Here is a 19,295-nt window from a genome sequence, read left to right as displayed (position 1 = left end):
CGGCGATCGCCCGTTCAGAACCTGTAATGGGACACACGCATCGACGCACGTGTGGGACCCCAGGCGTTGAACGCCCGGTACATGGTTCGGTAACCCCACTCGGGGACGTCGGCGTACTCGGCCACGAGCGGATACTCCCCCACCAAGCGCAACCCGGGGTTCCACCGTTCGGGGGTGCGGGGGTCGTTCATGCCGAACATGGCCACGCCGTGGGCACGGGCCGTCGCACTCACCCACCCGGGGACCGTGTCGAAGACGATCTCCCCACCCAGGGGGAAGTGCTCGACCAACCGGTCGAGCAACTGTCGTGTCCGGTCCGGTGGCAGGTATTCGATCAGGCCCTCGGCGATGATCAGCACCGGTGCGTCGGAGGGGACATCACCCGCCCAGTCGGGCTCGGTGACCGAACCGGACAGCAGGTGATAGCCCTGGGGTTCGGGCAGTAGCCCTTGCCGTAGTTCGACCACGTTGGGCAGGTCCAGGTCGAACCAGCGGCCGCCCGTCGGCACCCCCAGGCGCAGGGCCCGCGCGTCCAGGCCACAGGCCAGGTGCAGCACGGTGCCCCCGGGGTTCTCGGCCATCCAGCGGCGTGCCCGTTCGTCGATGCGTCGGGCCCTGAGGAGTACGAGGTTGCGGTCTCCGCCCACACCCCACAAGACGCGCCGGTCGAACTCCAGGCGGTCGAAGACGTCCACTGCCCAGACGTCGCCCAGCAACGGTGGGTCGTTCCGAAAGTCCAGGACCTTGATGTAGACGGTCCACAACAGCGTCTTCTCGATCGCGCCCAATCGGACCCCGTGTGTCTGTCCGCCCATCGCGTCCCCTTCACTCGTGTGGGCGGGTTCCTACCCCGACGATCGTTCGACGGACCGGGGTTTCTCGCGCTTCGCGGGTCGTCGAGGACGAAACGATCGGGGCGCGACGGAGTTCGGTGCGGTCAGTCCTCGGGACTGATCCACAGGGCTTCGGCCGCGACCAGCCCCAGGGCCTGGTCGCGTTCCTGGCCGCCCTTCTCCGGGCGCACCGAGATCTGGATCGAGCCGGCGAAGGGTTGGCGCTCGACCACGGTGACGCGCATGCCGATGCCGAGGTCGATGTCGGCCAGGTAGCGCAGCAGTTCGGGGTCGATGTCGTTGACCCGCACGATCACCCCTTGGGTGTCGGCCTCGGCCTCCGACAACAACACCGTCTCGCGCTGGACGATGGTGCCCTCGCGGGTGGGGATGGGGTCACCGTGCGGGTCCACCACCGGATCTCCCAGGTGGGAGGCGATGCGGTCGACGAACTTGTCCGAGACCACGTGTTCGAGGATTTCGGCCTCGTCGTGCACCTCGTCCCAGGAGTAGCCCAGCTCGGCCACCAGGTAGGTCTCCAGCAGTCGGTGCCGGCGCAGTACCGCCAAGGCGGCCTTGGTTCCGACCTCGGTCAGGCTCACGTTGCCGTAGCGCTGGTGTTGGACGAACCCGAGTTCGTTGAGCTTGCGCAGCATCCCCGAAACCGAGGAGTTGGACACCGCCAGCCGCTCGGCCATCCCGGAGATGGTCACCGGTCCGGTGCCGCGCTCCTGGAGGTCGTAGATGACCTTCACGTAGTCCTCGGCCGATGTGGACGGCCGTGCCGGTGTGTGCCCCATGCCCGTAACCGTATCGTGTACCGCTTCGGCGCCACGATTTCCGCGCCGTCGCCCGTGGACCACGCCGTTCCGTTCATAAGACGGCGCGGGGCGGATTCCGCGGGTGCGGGCGGTGCCTCCTCGGGTCAGGATCTCGGGCTCCGGAGATGCCGGTGCTTCGGGTGCGGTTGGACGGAGTCGGAACGTCCGGCGTTTCCCCGTGGTGGCATGACCGGTCCCGCCCTCGACCCGATTAGCCCGCCTCCACGAACCCGGGGCCCGGCGACCTCCCCGACGGTTCAGGTGAGGTGTGCGCCCGAGGTGGGTGCGGGGCACGTTCGGGCGCCACTGGATTTCGCACTGTGCCGGTCGGGGATCCAGGGACCGACCGTAACTCGGAAAATCATTCTCTCGAGAACAGAACGAGCGCGAATTGGTCCGAGTTCGCGCCGTTTTGCACTTGAGGCGTTATCGATTGTCGAAGTCGAGTTCCGAAAACCTGCACCAAGCGGCCTTCCTGGCCACAAGACTGTGAGGTGACGCTAGGAAGGGAGCAGATGGACGACGTTCGGGTTCGGTACGTGTTGGCGTTCGACTCCTCGTGTGAGCGGTGCGCGAGTATCTCCACCGCGGTGGCGAGGGCCTCGGCGGGCAGGTTGGAGACCCTGCCGCTCACCCACACCGACGTGCGGGCCTGGCGGGCCAGGCAGTGGGGACCGACGGCCCCGTGGGTGCCCACACTGATCTGCAGGTACGGGCGGCGGGTGCGCTGTTGGCGCGGGGCGGCGATGATCGCGCCGCTGGTGCGCGGGCTGGGTGCGCGGGCGAGCCTGCGGGTCGTGGAGGTCCTGGGCGAACTCGGTCGCAGCCGGCGGGCGCCCCATGAGGACCACCACCGGTGGGGGCGGGTGGTCGCCGGACTGCGCGCCGTGTGGGATCTGACCCTGGCCCGGCGTACTCCGGACCTGGCCCGCTCGGACCAGGCGCTGGCCCGCGAGTGGGTGGAGGAGCACCGTTCCCGGCTGCCCACCGACTTCGACGAGTTCGCCGTCCATCCCCTGGTGCGACGCAGGTTGATCTTCGCCGAACTCTCCCCCGAACAACGACGCGACCTGTGGGCCGAACACCTGCGCCGTTTCGACCTGGCCAACCCGGACCTGACGCGGGATCAGCGCGCCGCCCTGGACCTGGCCGTGGTGACCTTCTCCGAGGAACAGGTCTTTCGGGACGGGCTGGGCCCGGTGCTGGAACAACGGTTGCGCGACCGTGCGGTGGCCGCATTCGGCTCCTACCGGGCACACGCGCTGCTGGCGACCCTGGGCCCGGTCGAGACCGACCCCGAATGCGTGGCCGCCCAACCGTTGGTCCCCCGCCGTCGTTCCTGGGCGCCCTGCCTGTCCAAGGGGTGTGTGGAGATGCCCTTCACCTGCGGGGTGGCCTGGGTGTCCACGCACGATCGCAGTGCCTCTCTGGCCATCACACGGGCCCATCCTTGACCCTTCCTCCTGGCCTGGCCCGTCCTCCCACGTCGATCGGCGCTTCGTGGGTGGATGGACCGGGCCGATGCCCTGGCCGCCGGGCGTGGGCGCGCCAGGGCATCCTCTTGGCTTCCCGTTCCGCTTCGGCGCGGGTGGGCGCCCTCAGCTCAGGCGTTCGAGCAGCTTTCGGGCCAAGGGCGCGGAGGAGGCCGGGTTCTGGCCGGTGACCAGGGTGCGGTCGACCACGACGTGGGGCGCCCACGGTTCACCCTCCTCGACCTGGACGCCGGCCTCGGTGAGGCGGTCCTGCAACAACCAGCGAGCCTTGTCCGCCAGGCCGGCCTGGGTCTCCTCGGCGTTGGTGAAGGCCGCCGCCCGGTAGCCGGCGAAGGTGTTGGTGCCATCGGGGCGCTCGGCGGCCAAGAACGCGGCCGGGGCGTGGCAGACCACGCCCAGCGGTTTGCCCGACTCCAGGGCGGCGGTGAGCAGGTCACCGGAGACCGAGTCGACCGCCAGGTCCTCCATGGGTCCGTGCCCACCGGGGTAGTAGACGGCGTCGTAGTCGTCCAGGTCGACCTCCTCCAGTCGGATCGGTGCGCCCAACTCCGTCATGGACGCCAGGGTGGAGGCGACGCGCTCGGCGCCCTCCACGCCACCGTTGGCGTCGGCGGTCAGACTGGCCTCATCGACGGTGGGTTCGACCCCTCCGGGGGTGGCCACGACGACCTGGTATCCGGCCTCGGTGAGGATCTCGTAGGGGGCCACGGCCTCCTCGGCCCAGAAACCGGTGGGGTGTCGGGTTCCGTCGGCCAGGGTCCAGTGGTCGACGCCGGTCATCACGAACAGGATCTTGGACTTGGGCATGGTTGCTCGCACTCTTCCGAACGTGTGTTCTGGTGTGTGGTTCGGGCGGTTGTGCCACGGATTCCCGAACGTAGCGGTGCGGGCCCATCGATGGCCAATGGGATCGCCGGAGATCAAGGTCATGGTGTTCGCGCGGGTGCGTTCGGGCAGTCTGGGGAACATGAGCGAGCACACCACGGCGACCATGTTCGCCAACAGACAGAGCATCTATGGCGGCCCCGAGGTGCTGGAGTGGACCAGGGTGCCTCGGCCCGACCCCGGGCCGGGGCAGATCCTGGTCGCGGTCCGGGCCGCCGGGGTCAATCCCACCGACTGGAAGCATCGCGCCCAAGGCGTGTTCTTGAACCGGCTTCCCCTCGTCCTGGGTTGGGACGTCTCCGGTGTGGTCGAACGGGTGGGCTATGGCGTCACCCTGTTCGAGCCCGGTGAGGAGGTCTTCGGGATGTTGCCCTACCCGCACGGGGTGGGTTCGCACGCCGAGTACGCGCTGGGTCCGGCGCGTGCCTTCACCCACAAGCCCTCCGAGATCGACCATGTCCGGGCCGGGGCGCTGCCGTTGGCCGCGTTGACCGCCCACCAGGCATTGGTCGACACCGCCCGCGTCGGTGCCGGGCAGCGGGTGCTGGTGCACGCGGCCGCCGGCGGGGTGGGCCATTTGGGCGTACAGATCGCCAAGGCGCACGGGGCGCACGTCATCGGCACCGCGAGCGCGCCCAAGCACGACTTCCTGCGCGAGTTGGGCGCGGACGAGGTCGTGGACTATCGCGAGGTCGACTTCGCCGAGGTGGTCGAGGAGGTGGACGTGGTCCTGGACCCGGTTTCGGGCCAGACCCGAGCCCGTTCCCTGGACCTGCTGCGCCCGGGTGGAGTCCTGGTCTCGCTGCTGCCCGGCCAGGACCCCGACGAGGCGGCCAAGGTCGAAAGGCTGGGCGTGCGGGCGAAGACGATGTTGGTGGAGGCCGACCACGAGGGGATGCGCGCCATCGCCGACCTGGTGGCGCGGGGCGCCCTGCGACCGCACGTGGAGGCGACCTTCCCGATGGACCAGGCGGCCAAGGCGCACGCCCTGGGCGAGAAGGGGCACACCACCGGCAAGATCGTCCTGGTCGCCGAGAACGCCTGAACGTCCTGGGCCGGACCGAGGTCTCCCCCGCGTGGGGGAGGTGTCCACGCATGATCCCCTGTCTGCGGGAGGCGTGCTCGGGGTGCCCGGCGAAGACCGGGGTGTATGGACACACCACCCGGTGTCGAACGCACCGAACCCCACCACCGAACACGTGCGCGATGGGCCTGGGCTGCCGCGGTCCTTACGACGCTGCTTCGTCGGAGGAGTTGAGCGAGGCGGGCAAGGGCACCCCGGTGGGACGGCGGCGGGCGGCCCGGGGCGGGCCTGTTCCGGCCGGGCGGCCAGGCGCGGCAGCGTGTCCTCACTGGCCGCGGGCCGGGACCCGGGCCTTCAACAGCATCTCCTCGTACTCCTCCTCCGGATCCGAGTCCAATACGATCGCCCCGCCCGCCCCGATGGTCAGTTCCCCGCCGGCGCGCACGGCCGTGCGGATGACGATGCTCAGATCCGCCTCACCGGAGTGCGACACATACCCCAGCGCCCCGGAGTACACCCCGCGCGCCGAGGACTCCAGCCGGTCGATGATCCGCATGGTGCGCACCTTGGGCGCGCCCGTCATCGAGCCGCCGGGGAAGCAGGCGCGCACCGCCGCCATCGTCGACACCTCCGGCCGGAGTCGGCCCTCGATGGTGGAGACGAGCTGGTGCACGGTGGTGTGGGACTCGGTGTACATGAACGCCGGCACCCGCACCGAACCCACCTCGCACACCCGCCCCAGGTCGTTGCGGAGCAGGTCCACGATCATCAGGTTCTCGGCACGGGTCTTGGCGTCGGTGCGCAGCCGCTCGACGACACGCGCGTCGACCCGCGGGTCGGGGTGACGCGGCGCGGTGCCCTTGATGGGTCGGCTCTCGGCCACACGGTCGGAGTCGACACGCAGGAAGCGTTCGGGGGAGGCGCTGAGCACGCTCACCTCGCCCAGGCGCAGGTAGGCGGCGTAGGGGGCGGGGTTGGCCGCGCGCAGCCTTCGGTAGAAGTCCAGGTCCTCGCCCTGGTCGGGCAGGCGGACCCGGTTGGTCAGACAGATCTCGTAGCTTTCGCCCTGGGTGAGGTGGGCCAGGCACTCCTTGACATCGTCGACGTATCCGGCGTGGGGGCGCTCCAGCAGGGCGGGCAGGTCCACGGGGTCGGCGGACGGCGAGGGTCGGGGCGGGTCTGGAAGGTCGAGCAGCTCCGTGCGGGTGCGCTCCACCCAGGAGCGGGCGTCGGGTGCCCCGTCGGCGCACACCACGTAGGTGCGTCCCCGGTGGTGGTCCACTGCCACGAAACGATCGCAGCGCATCCACACCGCGTCCGGGGTGGGTGCGCTGTGGGTGCGTTCTCCCCCGGTGTGTGCCTTGAGTTCGTAGCCCAGGTAGCCCACGTAGCCGCCGGTGAAGTCGAAGGGCAGTCCGTGCTGGGAGGGGGCGGCTCCGGTGCGGCGCTCCAGGGCCTCGAAGACGGTGCCCGGTTCGGTGCGGGTTCCGTGGGCGTCGCGCACACGGACGCCCTCCCTTCCCACGTCGTAGGTGAGCACCTCGGCGGTGGGGCCTTGGGGTGCGCCCAGGAAGGAGAACCGGGCCGCCCCCTCGGGCCGGGAGCTGTCCAGCCAGAACGCGTACTCGGCGTCGGCGTACAGGTGGACGAAGGCCTTTTCGGTGTCGACCGCCCGATTGACTTCGGCCACCACGTGTTCGACGCCATGGGTGGGCCGTCGAGGCTCAAGCGCGGGTGACGGCGGTATGGGGAGGGTTCGCGAGCGTGTGTACGGGCGGGCCAGGTCCAGGAAGTTGGCCACCAACTCCGCGCCGTGTTCACCGGCCACCGACTCGGGATGGAACTGCACCCCCCACCGAGGCAGTTCACGGTGCGCCAGCCCCATGATCACGCCGTCTTCGGCCCGCGCGGTGACCCTCAACGTGGTCGGCGGGGGGTCGGCCACGGCCAGGGAGTGGTAGCGCACGGCGGTGAAGTCCTGCGCGATGCCGCTGAAGAGCCCGTGGCCGTCGTGTCGGACCCGGCTCAGATGACCATGTCGGGGCTGGGGCGCGGAATCGACCGAGGCTCCGGCCAGGTGGGCGATGGCCTGATGACCCAGGCACACCCCCAACACCGGCAGGTGGGAGTGGGCCAAAAGGTCGGGGACCCGGCCCAGGTCACGGGTGGTCTGCGGGCGCCCGGGGCCCGGTGAGACGACCACGGCGTCCACCGTGCCCGGGTCGAACCCGGCCCAGTCGGGGTCGTCGTTGGTCAACACCAGCGGCTCTTGGCCCAGGACACGGGCCAGGAGCTGGAAGACGTTGAATGTGTAGGAGTCGTGGTTGTCCACGAGGAGGACCCGCATCCCGCCCTTTCGTTCTCAGTAGGCGCGGCGTTCTCAATCGGCGCGGTGTTCGCGGCCGGTGCGGCCGGATTGCGACATTCCAGGTTACGGCGGTCGATGTCGTCACCTGCGCGCGGTGTCGGTTGTCCACAGATCCCGCCGACCCCTGGTGCGCCGCCCCCTGTCCGGGTACACAGGAAGAAGAGGACGAGGGGTCCGGCCCCTCGTGCGGACCAGGGAGTGGCACATGGCCGTCTTCACCGCGATGATCATGATCCTGATCATCCTGCCGCTGGCCTTCTTCTTCGTACTCACCGTCGGAGAGGTCGGGCGGGTCACCCAACATCACCAGTCCAGGCGGGCCGCGCGCACGCGTCCGCACCCGCCCGCTCCCCCACCCTTGGACGCGGCCGAGAACGAGCTGCGGTTGCGCTACGCCAGGGGCGAGATCGATCGTGAGGAGTTCCTACAGCGCAAGATCGACCTGGAACGCTGAGGACCCATCCGCCACCGCGAAAACGGTTGACACCCACCGGCGGATGGGTAAGGTACGAACGTCCTGTCGTCGACGAATGAGGTGGACGTTGCGCATCTGAGGTTCGCGATCATCACGCGGTACGGCCCTTGGCCGTCTATTCAGCGTGGTTGCAACCTCGGTGCATGAGCCGTCCCCGTTCCACAGGACCTCTTCCACCTTCTGCCCGGCCCCAGGCCGCGTGGTGCTCGCATACGAAGCCCTTTTCCACAACGCTTCCGACTGCGAGAGAAAACCATGTCTCAACCCGTCACCACCGACGTCTCGGTGGCCTGTTCCGACCTGACCTTCGGCTGGCCGGAGGGCACCACCGTCTTCGACGGATTGTCCCTGTCCACGGGCCGAGGGCGCATCGGCCTGGTCGGTGCCAATGGTTCGGGCAAGTCCACCCTGCTCAAGCTCCTGGCCGGACACCTGCGCCCGGCCCGCGGCTCGGTGACCGTCCACGGTCGCCTGGCCTACCTGCCGCAGAACATCACGCTCGACACCGAACCGACCGTCGACCACGCCCTGGGCATCGCGGACAAACGCGCCGCGCTCAACGCCATCGAGTCCGGCGACGCCTCCGAAGCCAACTTCGAGGTCATCGGTGAGGACTGGGACGTGGAGGAGCGCGCACTGGCCACCCTGGGAACGCTGGGGTTGGACGGCATCGGTCTGGACCGCACCGTCGGCGAACTCTCCGGTGGGGAGACCGTCCTGCTGCGCCTGGCCGCACTCCTCATGGAACGCCCCGACGTGTTGTTGCTGGACGAGCCCACCAACAACCTGGACCTGTTCGCCCGCCGGCGCTTGTACGAGGCCGTGGACTCTTGGCGCTCGGGAACCCTGATCGTGGTCAGCCACGACCTGGACCTGCTGGAGCGCGTGGACCGCACCGCCGAACTGCGCAAGGGCGAGGTCACCTGGTACGGCGGCGGATGGTCGGCCTACCAGGAGGCCCTGGGCGTCCAACAGGAGGCCGCCGAGCGGACCCTGCGCGCGGCCGAGTCCGACGTGCGCAAACAGAAGAAGGAGCTCGCCCAGACCCAGATCAAGCTGGCACGACGTCAACGCACCGCGAAGAAGGCCGCCGCGGAGAAGGGGATCCCCAAGATCGTCCAAGGTGCTCTGAAGCGGGCCGCCCAGGAGTCGGCGGGAAAACTCAAGGGGACGCACGAGGACCGCCTCCAAGAGGCACGCGAACGCAAGGATGAGGCCGCCGAAGCGGTCCGCGACGACGCCGAGATCAGGGTGGAGTTGCCGCACACCGCCGTACCCAACGGGCGAGACGTGGTGCGCGTCAGGGGGTTGCGTCCGGCCCATGGCCGGTTGCGCGGCGCGGACCTGTTGGTGAGCGGCCCCGAACGGATCGCCCTGGTGGGCCGCAACGGTGCGGGCAAGACCTCCCTGTTGCGCACCCTGGCCGGGCTGCTCGACCCGTTGGAGGGTGAGGCGAAGGTGATGGTGCCGCTGCGATTCCTGCCCCAGCGCCTGGACCTGTTGGACGAGGAACGGTCGGTGGTCGACAACGTCGCCGAGGCCGCACCCGGTGTGTCGGGGCAGCACATCCGCGCCCGGTTGGCCAAGTTCCTCTTCCGGGGGGCGCGTGCCGCGCAACCGGCCGGCACACTCTCGGGCGGGGAACGCTTCCGGGCGAGCCTGGCCATGACCATGCTGGCCGCTCCGGCCCCACAACTGTTGATGTTGGACGAGCCCACCAACAACCTGGACGTGTCCAGTGTCCGGCAGCTGACCGGTGCCCTGTCCGCCTACGAGGGCGCCCTGTTGGTGGCCTCGCACGACCTGCCGTTCCTGGAGTCGGTGGGGATCACCCGCTGGCTGTTCCTGGACGAGGAACTACACGAGACCACCGCCGAGCAGGTCCACGACCTGTTGGAGGGCCGTGAGCCCGAACAGGGCTGACGGTGAGGCCGGCGCTCACACGCCCGAGTGTCGCGGTGCCCGGTCAGGACACCGCGACACTCGGGCGGTGTTGGGTCAGGGCACGGGCTCGCCCGGGTAGGTGCCGAAGGACCACAGGTTGCCCTCGGGGTCGCGAACCGTGAACTCGCGGGATCCGTAGTCGGTGTCGGCCAGGGGCCTCGTGACGTCGGCGCCCCGCGCCCTCACCCGCTCGAAGAGGGCGTCGGGGTCGGTGGTGACGACGTAGGCGCCCATGGTCCCGGGCTCGCGGGTGTACTCCCTGCCGGGCTGGTGACTGCCCAGCATCAACCCGCCCCGGCCCTCGGGCCAGTTGAGCTGTGCGTGGTGGACGATCTCGCCTTCGCCGTACCGGGCGGCGACCACGAAACCGAAGGTCTCGACGTAGTAGTCGATCAGCTTGGGTGCGTCGGTGGCCTGTAGGGTCACCCACACGCTCGGATTGTTCTCGCTCATGGGGCCCACTGTGCTCCAGGCGTGTGGGCTCCGTCTTGAATGTTTCGGAACTCCCCGGCCGACCAGGCACCCGGGGACAGGCCGGTGAAACCAACGAACTCCCTGCTCAGGTGGGCCTGGTCACTGAAACCGGCCTGGGCGGCGACCTCGGCGAGGGAGGCGCGCCCGGTGGTCTTGACGCTTTCGGCGATCCTGGCCCGGGCGTGTTCGAAGCGCATCAACCGGGCCACCGTCTTCGGGGAACGTCCGCACTCGTTGTGGAAGAGGTTGCCCAGGTGACGTGTGCTCACCCCGACCTGCCGGGCGAGCGCGCCGATGGGGATCCTCCCCCGGGTACGTTCCAGCAACGTCCAGGCGTGCACGAGCGCGGCGGGCGGGGCGGCCACCTCCAGGTCGCGGTAGCGCCGGACCAGGTGGTGGCGCACCAGCGTGAAGGCCTCGTCCCAGCCCCGGCTCCCGGACAGCCGGTCCAGGACCTGTGATCCTTCACGGCCCAGGAAGTCGGCCCCGTCGAAGTCGTGTACGTCCAGCTCCGCGCTGGGGACACCGAACAGTGCCCGGGAGCTCAGTGGGTGCACCGCGATCTGGACCCCGGCCTGGCCGGGGCGTTGGCGAACATGGCCGGCCCTCACATGCAGCCCACCGAGGATCACCGGGTTGGGGCGGGCCTTGGCCAGTCCCTCCGGGGTTCGGGCGGCCTCCACCCCCTCGTCCAGGCTCAGGATGAACGTGAGCGTCGCGGAGGGAAGACCGAGGTGGACGGTGTCGGGCACGTCGAGCCCTCGGTAGCCGACCATCGAGGCCACCCCTGGAGCGCTGTTTGGTGCGGCCGTGGCGAAGTCCCAGGCCGCGGGTGGTTCCGTACTGCCCACGGCACCCACGCTAACAGTCCGGGGGTCGCCGTTTCGAGTGATGCGCGAGGGGGTGACCGATGTTCGGTCACCCCCGTCATCGCACCGGATCGGGCCGCGCGCCTCAGCCCCGCATCTCCTCCAGGGTCTTGCCCTTGGTCTCTTCGACGAACTTGAGCACCAGGAAGAACGAGATCAGCGCGAACGCCGCGTACATCAGGTACGCCCCCGACAGGTTCCAGTCGCGCAGCGAGGGGAAGCTGACGGTGACCAGCCAGTTGGCCAACCACTGGGTGGCGGTGGCCACGCCCATGGCGGCCGCGCGGATGCGCAGCGGGAACATCTCCCCCAACAGCACCCACACCACCACACCCCATGACAGGGCGAAGAAGAGCACGAACGAACTCGCGGCGACCAGCGCCGTCGCGGCCCACCCGAAGGCCAAGGTGACCTCGTCGCCCTCCACCCGGGCGTTGCTGAAGGCGAAGGCCGCACTGGCCAGCGCCACCGTCATACCGGCCGAACCGGTCAGCAACAACGGCTTGCGGCCGATCTTGTCCACCAGCATGATCGCGATCACGGTGCCCACGATGTTGACGATCGAGGTGAACAGGCTCAACAACAGGGAGTCGGACTCCGCCACACCGACCGACTGCCACAGCGAGCTGGAGTAGTAGAAGATGACGTTGATGCCCACCAGCTGTTGGAAGGCGGAGACCGCCATGCCGATCCACACGATGGGCAGCAGGCCATAGCGTCCGGTCAGGTCGCGCAGTTTGGGCCGCACCTCCGAGCCCAACGCCTCACGGATCTCGTTGATGCGCCCGTCGATGCGGTCGTCTCCACCGCCCTCGACCTCGGCCAGGATCTTGCGGGCCTGGTCGGTCTTGCCGACCCGCACCAGGTATCGGGGCGATTCTGGGATGACCAGGCTCAGCCCCAGGTAGACCAGGGCCGGCAGTGCCTCCACGGCCAGCATCCACTGCCAGGCCTGGATCGGTCCGATCGGGTTGTGCGCGCTGCCACCGGCTCCCGCGGCGATGGCGTAGTTGACCAGTTGGGAGGCGGCGATGCCCAGCACGATGGCCAGCTGTTGCAGTGAGGCCAGACGACCGCGGTAGGCCGCGGGGGAGACCTCGGCGATGTAGGTGGGCGCGATCACCGAGGCCATGCCGATGGCCACACCGCCCACGATCCGCCAGGCGGTCAGGTCCCACACACTGAAGGGCAGCGCCGAGCCGATCGCGCTGATCGCGAAGAGGACGCCGGCGATCTGCATGACGCGGATACGGCCGAGACGGTCGGCGATGTTGCCGGCCGTGCCCGCGCCCACCACGCATCCGAGCAGAGCTGCGGCGATGGTGAAGCCGAGGACCCCCGGACCCACCTGGAAGCGTTCCTGGATGGCGTCGACGGCGCCGTTGATGACGGCGCTGTCGTAACCGAACAGGAAACCGCCCATCGCGGCGGCCGCCGCGATCATGGTCACGTGGGCGAGGTTGGCACCACCGTCCTGGTGGCCCACCCCTCCCGTGCTGGCATGGCTCACTTGGAGCTCCTTCCCCGGGCACACCTGAGTGCCCGTTGGGCACCACGGTGCCCAACGGGTCCAGGGCATGCGAGAGCGCAACGCTGACGTGGCCGAACACGCTCCGATGTTTGGCCTTCAGCAGACTGCGGGGATTTACTACGAATACTTTCCATAACCGTGCAGAGGGTGGTCCTGACCTGCCTGATGGTGATCTCACCGGCGGTCCTTGTGGGTGCCCCCTCCCAGGACACACAGGTGGGCACCGCGGTTTCCCCACGGTGCCCACCACTCGGACCTCTCAACCACGCTGCTGGGCGGGGTCCGGCTGCCAGATCGGCATCTGCTGGTACAGCTGCGCCTGCTCGGCCGCGATCTCGTCGTCCTGGCGGTCCCGTACGCACTTGGCCAGGGTGAACGCGGACGTGATCACGAACAGCACGCTCATGCCCAGGAAAGCGCGCATCCACAGGTCGACGGGCAAGAAGATGATTCCGGCGCCGACACCGACGGTGGACACCGCGAAGGCGACGATCGACTGGAGGTAGAACTGGGAGGTGGACCGGGGTGGGGGCGGGGGTGTGTTCATGCCTTCCATGGTGTGTGAACACCCGACCGTCGGGCTTGAGTACACCTACTCAAAACCCGGCCCCGTTGATTTCCTCCCCACGGCTGAAGCCGGGGGCTGCGCCGCTAAGAAATGATCACTCAGCCCGGTTGTTGCGTCCGGTCGGGAACGAAGTCCGACAGGTCCAGGCCCGGGTCCTCCCCCATCGCCAGCCGGGCGGCGACCGTCCCCTGGAACGGCCCGAAGGTCAGCCCCTGCGAACCCAGGCCGGTGGCCACCAGCACCCCGGGTAGCCCTTCGATCGGCCCCAACAGCTGCGCGCCGTCGTGGGTGCCCGGACGGAACCCCACCCGGGTCTCGACCACGGTCGCCTCGGCCAACTCCGGCAGGACCTCCAGGGCAGTGGACAGGTTGCCCAGCAGCCCCGAGGCCGTCACCCGATGGTCGAACCCCGCCTCGGGCTCCCAGGTGCCGGCGGTGATCACTCGGTCGGGGGCGGCGGCGCTCACGAAGTAGTCGCGTTCTCCGAACCGCACCACCGGCCAGGAGCGGGTGCGGTGCCCGGGAAGGGCGAAGTGCGTCGACTGTCCGCGCACCGGACGCACGCCCACCCCTACCCCGACCCCCGCCAGCAGGTCCGCCGACCACGCCCCGGCCGCTACGATCACCGTGTTCGCCGTCAACTCCTCGGAGCCCACCCCCACACCCGTCACCCGCTCACCGTTCCACAGCAGGCGCGCGTCGCCCTTGTAGTGACGCAGGCCCCGCTCCTCGGCTGCGTCGAACAGCGCCGACCTCGCGGAGTGGCCGTTCACCCGGGCCATGCCCTCGATGTGGACCCCGCCGTAGTCGGCCGGTATCAGGGGGAAACGCTCGCGCGGCTCCCCCGCGGCCAGGCGCTCCACCCGTCCCATGGTGGCGAACTCCGAGCGTTGCGAGAGCGTGCTGAACAGCTTGAATCCGGCGTCGTCGCCCTCTCGGTCTACCGACAACCCACCGACCACCTCGAAGCCGGGGTCGTGTCCATCCTCGACCAGTTCGGTCATCAAGCGTGGGTAGTGCGCCGCCACGGCGGCCTTGAACGCCTGCTCGGCGGGTGAGTCCCAGGGGAAGGGCCAGGGGAAGACGATGCCCGTCCCCGCTGCGGTGGCCTGCCCCGGGTGGGAGGCGTCCACCAGCGCCGTGGACACGCCCTTCTTCGTCAGGTGGAACGCCGCGCCGGCCCCCACGATGCCGCCGCCGACCACGATCACGTCCATGGCCCCCACCCTGCCCCGACCACCGGCCGGGCACAAGCCGTTGGACCCGCGTGCCGCTCACCTGATCCGGGTAAGGGCGCGCGATAGGCTGCGGCTCCTCCCAGGAAGCCCGGCTCCCTCACCCATTCCTACGCAGGAGGTCGAATTGAACGGATACACCACCCACGGGGTCGCTCTGACCCGGCCGCCCGGACCGCACCTGGCCGATGGGATCGTCACCCACATCGCCCGCTCGGCGGTGGATCCGGTGCTGGCCGCCCGCCAGTACACGATCTACCAGGAGACGCTGGCCTCGGCGGGGTGGCGGGTCGTGGAGGTGGACGCGGCGCCCGAGCTTCCGGACTCGGTCTTCGTGGAGGACACCCTGGTGGTGTGCGAGGACCTGGCCGTGGTGACCCGGCCCGGCGCCCGGGAGCGTCGCGGGGAGATCGAGGGCGCCGAACGGGCCGCGCGTTCCCTGGGGCTGCGGGTGGCCCGGATCGAGGAACCCGCGACCTTGGAGGGCGGGGACGTCCTGCAGGTGGGGTCCACCGTCTATGTGGGGGTGGGCGGGCGCACCGATGTGGAGGGTGCCGAACAGCTCCAGCGGTTGCTCGCCCCCTTGGACCGCAAGGTGTGTCAGGTGCCCTTGGGGCGGGTGCTGCACCTGAAGTCCGCGGTGACGGCGCTGCCCGACGGCTCTCTCGTGGGTCTGCCCGATCTGGTGGAGACCTCCGGTCTGCCACCGATCCGTCGTGCCCCCGAGGAACCGGGAGCGCACGTGGTGCCCCTGGGCGGGCGGGACGTGCTGGTCAGCGCCGCTGCGCGGGAGACCGTGCAGCTGTTGGCCGCCGAACACTGGCGGGTGCTGCCGGTGGACATCTCCGAGTTCGAGAAACTGGAGGGCTGTGTGACCTGCTTGAGCGTTCTGGTGCGGGATCGCACCGAAGGTGCCTCCTAGGCGTGGGCGCGGCGGTGGGCGGCCACCCGCGAGCGGGTGGCGCAGCGGCGGGAACAGAATCGTCGTGCGCCGCCGTGGGCGGTGTCGACGAACACTCGCTCGCACGCGTGCGCGGCGCACACCCCGCCGGGGTGGCGTTGGCGTTCGCTGATCAGGCGGGCCAGGAACAGGCCGGTGGAGGCCACGAACCATTCGTCCCAAGGTGCCTCGTCGTCGCTGTCCACGTGCAGGTGCCAGGGGTGGGTGCCGGCGTGGTCGGTCAGCCGGGGCGGGTGTGTCTCCCGGGCGAGTAGGACGTTGACGCGCCTGGCGGCCTGGTCCAGGGTCGGGGCGGCCAGGACGTCGCGCAGTTCGACGGCGACCTCGCGCAGGGCCCTGACGTCCTCAGGGGTCAGGGCCGGGTCGGTCTCGCCGTGTTCGGTGAACAGGTCGGAGATCCGCCTTGTGTCCACGTCCTCCTCGGCGAGGGCGTTGAGCAGGTCGGTGGTGCGTTCGGCCAGTGCGCGGGTGGAACCCACCGGGTGCGGTGCTGTGGTCATACCTCCAAGGTAACGCCCATGGTGTGTTCACTGGTTACTTTGTAGCGTCTTGTGGATGAATGACCGTTACTCTCTGGTGCGTTACCTGTGCGGTGCGGCCGCCGCCCGCACCGGGGATGAGGCCTCCGGGCCGGCCCTTCTGCTGTTGGGGGTGGCCGTCACGGGGAGCGCCGCCACCGGTTCGGCCCTACTGGCGGGGGTCACCGCCACCGCGGCGATCGGCGGGCCCACGGTGGGGGTGCTGCTGGACCGTGCCGTGCGCCCGGGTCGACTGCTCTGCGGCATCTTGGTGTTGAACGCGTTGGGTCTGGCCGCCGTCGCCCTGTTGCTGGAGCCCCTGCCGTTGGCTCCGGTGCTGGCCTTGGCGTTGGCCGTGGGGCTGCTGGGCCCGGCCCTGTCGGGTGGGTGGACCGCCCAGCTGCCGCGCCTGGTCGCCCCCACCCACCTGAGGCGGGTGAGCGCGTTGGACGCGATGACCTTCAGTACCGCCTCCCTGCTCGGGCCGGCGCTGGCCGGAGCGGTGGCACTGGGGGCGGGTGGCGGCGCCGCGGTCGTGGTCGCGGTGGCCCTCATCGTCTTGGCCGCCCCGGTGGCCTGGTCCCTGCCCGCCCGGAGCACACCACCCCCACCATCCCCGGTGCTCACCGATCTGGTCGCGGGGACGCGCATGGTTCTGGGCAACCGGGCGTTGCTGCGCGTCACCGTGGTCTCCACGGTCTCCATCGCCGGGACCGGGGTGTTGGTGGTGGCCGCTCCGGCGCTGGGGGAACGGTCGCTGGGCGGGGCGGCCCAGGGCACGATGTTGTTGTCGGTGATGGCGGTGTGCGCACTGGTCGCCAACCTGGTGTTGGCCCGCCGCCCGGCCCGACTCCCCCCGGACTCGATGGTGCCGCTGTGCGTGCTGGCACAGGCGGTCGGCGTGACGGGCGCCCTGGTGGCTCCCTCCGCGTCGTGGCTGCTGATCGCGGTGGCGGTGGTGGGCGCCGCGGAGGGGCCCCAGTTGACCGCCCTGTTCACGGTCCGCCACCGGGAGGCCCCCGAGCGTCTGCGCACCCAGGTGTTCACCACCGCGGCGAGCCTGAAGGTGAGCGCCTTCGCCGCCGGCGCCGCGTCGGCCGGCCCCTTGGCCGACCACTCACTGACACTTTGTCTGGCCCTGGCGGTGGCGCTACAGGTCACCGCGGCCCTGGCCCATCTGTTCCTGCCCGGGCCCCGTCCCACACCGAATCAACCGGCGGTGAAGGACCGTTCCTGACCGCCACTGCCGGCACACTCACATCATGAAGTCGACCTCGGCCCGACTGCTCCAACTCCTGTCCCTGCTCCAGACCCGCAAGGACTGGCCCGGCAACGACCTGGCCGAACGCCTGGCGGTGAGTCCGCGGACCGTGCGCCGCGACGTGGACCGCCTGCGCGAGCTGGGTTATCCCATCCACGCCATCATGGGCACCGGCGGCGGATACCAGCTCGGTGCCGGCGCCTCCCTTCCCCCGCTGCTGCTGGACGACGACGAGGCCGTGGCGGTCGCGGTGGGGTTGCGCACCGCCGCCCAGGGCGGTGTCTCGGGGATCGAGGAGACCTCGGTGCGCGCCCTGGCCAAGCTCTTGCAGGTGTTGCCCTCCCGGCTGCGTCGCCGGGTGGACGCGCTGGGCACCTTCACCGTGCCGATGCCCTCCGAAGGACCCACCGTGGACGCCGACACCCTGGCCTTGGTGGCGGCCACCTGCCGGGACAGCGAACGACTGCGGTTCGACTACGAGAGCCACCAGGGCGCTCCGAGTCGACGGATCGTGGAACCGCACCGCCTGGTCTCCCATGGGCGGCGCTGGTACCTGGTGGCCTGGGACACCGCGCGGGAGGACTGGCGGACCTTCCGGGTGGACCGGATGCGCCCCCTGACCCCCACCGGCCCCAGAGTGCCCCCGCGCGACCCACCCGGGCGAGGGGTGGCCGCCTACCTGGCCGAACGGATGAACCTGCACATGTGGCCGATCAAGGCGAGGGTGCGACTGGCGATGTCGGCACAGGAGGCCCTGCGCGGTCGGGCCGCCCACTACGGCCCCATCGAGGCCGTGGACGAACACTCCTGTGTACTGCTGTGCGCCGGTGAGGACATGGGCGCCATGGCCTGCTACCTGGCGATGTTGGACGTGGACATGGAGGTGGAGGAGCCCGCCGAGCTACGCGAGGCGATGGCCCACCTGGGCGGGCGTCTGCTGCGCACCGCCGGAGAGGACCGAGCACCGAGGAACTGAGCCCTTCGGCCCGCGGGCTAGGGCCCATCGCGGTGTGTTATCGCTGAGGATCCGACCCTCGACGTGGAGGCGCCCGTGTCCGAGAACCCACCCGATCGACCCGAACCCTCCCCCGCCGCGCTGCGGGCCGTGGAACTGGCCGGGCGTGAGGCCATGGCCCTGCGTCACCCGTTCCTTGGCACCGAACACCTGGTCATCGGAGTGGCCGGTCAGGCGGAGGAGACGGGGCGGCGCATCGCCTTGGAACCGGCCCCGCACCTGCTGCGACGCGAGGTCGTGCGCGTCATCGCACCCGGTGGCGCCCCTCGCGCGCAGGCCCCGACCTTCACCCCTCGGGTGCGCACGGTGCTGCGCCTGGCCCGAGAGGAGGCCCGGCGCCGAGAAGGACCACATCTGGGCCTGCACCACCTGGTGTGGGCTCTGGTCCGGGTCGAGGAGGGGACGGCCCTGCGGGTGCTGCGGGCACTGAACGTGGACCTGCCCGACGCACGCGAGCGCGCCCGCGCCTTCCTGGACCGGGAGACGCTCGATTGAGTCCCTGAGTACTCCTACTCACCGATACCGGGTAGGAACACGGATGTAGGGCCCTACCATCCATCCCTAGGTTCTGAGAATGGACCACTTCGGCATCCTCCTCATCGGCCACACCGCCATGGTCGTGCACTACCTGTTCTTCGCCTACGTCGTCTTCGGCGGCTTCCTGTCGCTGCGGTGGCCGCGCGTGTTCTGGCCGCACCTGTTCGTGGCCGCCTACGCCCTGGGCATCGTCACCATCGGCTGGCCGTGCTTCCTGACCGACATCGAGAACCGGTCAAGGGAGGCCACCGGGCGCGAGGTGATGGAGAACGGGTTCATCGATCACCACCTGACCGGGGTGATCTACCCCGAGGACCACCTGATGACCTCGCGGTTCGTCATCGCGGGCATCGTCGCGCTGTCCTACGCCGCCTTGGCCTGGAAGCTGTACCGTGCGCGCGTCGAGCGTGACCGGGGAGCCCTGTCCCGATAGCCGGGGAAACCTCCGAATGAGGGAACCCGACCCCCGAAACCCCCCGAGGC

General features: G+C 69.9%; 19 protein-coding genes. 9 read left to right on the top strand and 10 right to left on the bottom strand.

The window, feature by feature from the left end:
* Positions 1 to 14 precede the first annotated feature (14 nt).
* Together ACWGKS_RS07000 and ACWGKS_RS06995 are read right to left on the bottom strand one after the other, a co-directional pair.
* On the bottom strand, positions 15 to 815 hold the full coding sequence (locus ACWGKS_RS07000) for a class I SAM-dependent methyltransferase (protein ID WP_358512712.1): 801 nt from the start codon (positions 813 to 815) through the stop codon (positions 15 to 17).
* A 122-nt stretch (positions 816 to 937) separates the two neighbouring features.
* Positions 938 to 1,633 (bottom strand): metal-dependent transcriptional regulator, encoded by a 696-nt coding sequence (locus ACWGKS_RS06995; RefSeq protein ID WP_358512709.1) that lies wholly within the window; start codon positions 1,631 to 1,633, stop codon positions 938 to 940.
* Between the two features lie 536 nt (positions 1,634 to 2,169).
* On the opposite strand from ACWGKS_RS06995, the gene ACWGKS_RS06990 reads away from it, so the two are divergent.
* On the top strand, positions 2,170 to 3,108 hold the full coding sequence (locus tag ACWGKS_RS06990) for a bacteriocin fulvocin C-related protein (RefSeq protein ID WP_358512706.1): 939 nt from the start codon (positions 2,170 to 2,172) through the stop codon (positions 3,106 to 3,108).
* Between the two features lie 144 nt (positions 3,109 to 3,252).
* On the opposite strand, the gene ACWGKS_RS06985 is transcribed toward ACWGKS_RS06990, so the two are convergent.
* Positions 3,253 to 3,954: a type 1 glutamine amidotransferase domain-containing protein gene (locus ACWGKS_RS06985; RefSeq protein WP_358512703.1), complete on the bottom strand. Its 702-nt coding sequence runs from the start codon at positions 3,952 to 3,954 to the stop codon at positions 3,253 to 3,255.
* Between the two features lie 184 nt (positions 3,955 to 4,138).
* On the opposite strand from ACWGKS_RS06985, the gene ACWGKS_RS06980 reads away from it, so the two are divergent.
* Positions 4,139 to 5,077 (top strand): NADP-dependent oxidoreductase, encoded by a 939-nt coding sequence (locus ACWGKS_RS06980; protein ID WP_358512757.1) that lies wholly within the window; start codon positions 4,139 to 4,141, stop codon positions 5,075 to 5,077.
* Between the two features lie 304 nt (positions 5,078 to 5,381).
* Here the strand turns inward: ACWGKS_RS06980 and pabB are convergent, their stop codons facing one another.
* The gene (gene pabB / locus ACWGKS_RS06975; protein ID WP_358512700.1) at positions 5,382 to 7,403 is read right to left on the bottom strand and encodes an aminodeoxychorismate synthase component I; all 2,022 of its coding nucleotides are present in this window, start codon (positions 7,401 to 7,403) and stop codon (positions 5,382 to 5,384) included.
* A gap of 226 nt (positions 7,404 to 7,629) precedes the next feature.
* On the opposite strand from pabB, the gene ACWGKS_RS06970 reads away from it, so the two are divergent.
* Together ACWGKS_RS06970 and ACWGKS_RS06965 are read left to right on the top strand one after the other, a co-directional pair.
* Positions 7,630 to 7,878: an SHOCT domain-containing protein gene (locus tag ACWGKS_RS06970; protein WP_358512697.1), complete on the top strand. Its 249-nt coding sequence runs from the start codon at positions 7,630 to 7,632 to the stop codon at positions 7,876 to 7,878.
* 276 nt (positions 7,879 to 8,154) lie between these two features.
* On the top strand, positions 8,155 to 9,822 hold the full coding sequence (locus ACWGKS_RS06965; RefSeq protein ID WP_358512694.1) for an ABC-F family ATP-binding cassette domain-containing protein: 1,668 nt from the start codon (positions 8,155 to 8,157) through the stop codon (positions 9,820 to 9,822).
* Positions 9,823 to 9,897: 75 nt separating this feature from the next.
* On the opposite strand, the gene ACWGKS_RS06960 is transcribed toward ACWGKS_RS06965, so the two are convergent.
* The 5 genes from ACWGKS_RS06960 to ACWGKS_RS06940 all read right to left on the bottom strand — a co-directional run bounded on the left by ACWGKS_RS06960 (position 9,898) and on the right by ACWGKS_RS06940 (position 14,502).
* Entirely contained in the window at positions 9,898 to 10,296 is a 399-nt protein-coding gene (locus tag ACWGKS_RS06960) for a VOC family protein (protein WP_358512691.1), read from the bottom strand.
* A complete protein-coding gene (locus tag ACWGKS_RS06955; RefSeq protein WP_358512688.1) occupies positions 10,293 to 11,168 on the bottom strand; it encodes an AraC family transcriptional regulator in 876 nt (291 codons plus the stop codon). Before ACWGKS_RS06955 ends, ACWGKS_RS06960 begins: the two co-directional genes overlap by 4 nt.
* 103 nt (positions 11,169 to 11,271) lie before the next feature.
* Positions 11,272 to 12,696 (bottom strand): sugar porter family MFS transporter, encoded by a 1,425-nt coding sequence (locus ACWGKS_RS06950; RefSeq protein ID WP_358512685.1) that lies wholly within the window; start codon positions 12,694 to 12,696, stop codon positions 11,272 to 11,274.
* Between the two features lie 280 nt (positions 12,697 to 12,976).
* The gene (locus ACWGKS_RS06945; RefSeq protein WP_358512683.1) at positions 12,977 to 13,264 is read right to left on the bottom strand and encodes a YiaA/YiaB family inner membrane protein; all 288 of its coding nucleotides are present in this window, start codon (positions 13,262 to 13,264) and stop codon (positions 12,977 to 12,979) included.
* A gap of 119 nt (positions 13,265 to 13,383) precedes the next feature.
* The gene (locus ACWGKS_RS06940) at positions 13,384 to 14,502 is read right to left on the bottom strand and encodes an NAD(P)/FAD-dependent oxidoreductase (protein WP_452522027.1); all 1,119 of its coding nucleotides are present in this window, start codon (positions 14,500 to 14,502) and stop codon (positions 13,384 to 13,386) included.
* Positions 14,503 to 14,647: 145 nt separating this feature from the next.
* Here ACWGKS_RS06940 and ddaH point away from each other — a divergent pair, with 145 nt between their 5' ends.
* A complete protein-coding gene (ddaH, locus tag ACWGKS_RS06935) occupies positions 14,648 to 15,442 on the top strand; it encodes a dimethylargininase (RefSeq protein ID WP_358512677.1) in 795 nt (264 codons plus the stop codon).
* Here ddaH and ACWGKS_RS06930 read toward each other — a convergent pair.
* Positions 15,439 to 15,981, bottom strand: coding sequence for a CGNR zinc finger domain-containing protein (locus tag ACWGKS_RS06930; RefSeq protein ID WP_358512674.1), 543 nt, complete (start codon positions 15,979 to 15,981; stop codon positions 15,439 to 15,441). The genes ddaH and ACWGKS_RS06930 overlap by 4 nt on opposite strands.
* 55 nt (positions 15,982 to 16,036) lie before the next feature.
* Here ACWGKS_RS06930 and ACWGKS_RS06925 point away from each other — a divergent pair, with 55 nt between their 5' ends.
* The 4 genes from ACWGKS_RS06925 to ACWGKS_RS06910 all read left to right on the top strand — a co-directional run bounded on the left by ACWGKS_RS06925 (position 16,037) and on the right by ACWGKS_RS06910 (position 19,245).
* Positions 16,037 to 17,236 carry an MFS transporter gene (locus ACWGKS_RS06925; protein WP_358512671.1) on the top strand — a complete coding sequence of 400 codons (1,200 nt, stop codon included), beginning with the start codon at positions 16,037 to 16,039 and terminating at the stop codon, positions 17,234 to 17,236.
* A gap of 25 nt (positions 17,237 to 17,261) precedes the next feature.
* On the top strand, positions 17,262 to 18,236 hold the full coding sequence (locus ACWGKS_RS06920; RefSeq protein WP_358512668.1) for a helix-turn-helix transcriptional regulator: 975 nt from the start codon (positions 17,262 to 17,264) through the stop codon (positions 18,234 to 18,236).
* A gap of 75 nt (positions 18,237 to 18,311) precedes the next feature.
* The gene (locus ACWGKS_RS06915) at positions 18,312 to 18,770 is read left to right on the top strand and encodes a Clp protease N-terminal domain-containing protein (RefSeq protein ID WP_452522024.1); all 459 of its coding nucleotides are present in this window, start codon (positions 18,312 to 18,314) and stop codon (positions 18,768 to 18,770) included.
* Positions 18,771 to 18,849: 79 nt separating this feature from the next.
* The gene (locus ACWGKS_RS06910; RefSeq protein WP_358512662.1) at positions 18,850 to 19,245 is read left to right on the top strand and encodes a DUF2784 domain-containing protein; all 396 of its coding nucleotides are present in this window, start codon (positions 18,850 to 18,852) and stop codon (positions 19,243 to 19,245) included.
* The last annotated feature ends 50 nt before the right edge of the window (positions 19,246 to 19,295 follow it).

The sequence above is a fragment of the Nocardiopsis sp. NPDC055879 genome (assembly GCF_053615935.1).
The sequence above is the reverse complement of the archived record's forward strand: the minus strand, read 5'-3'. Positions and strand labels throughout refer to the sequence as shown.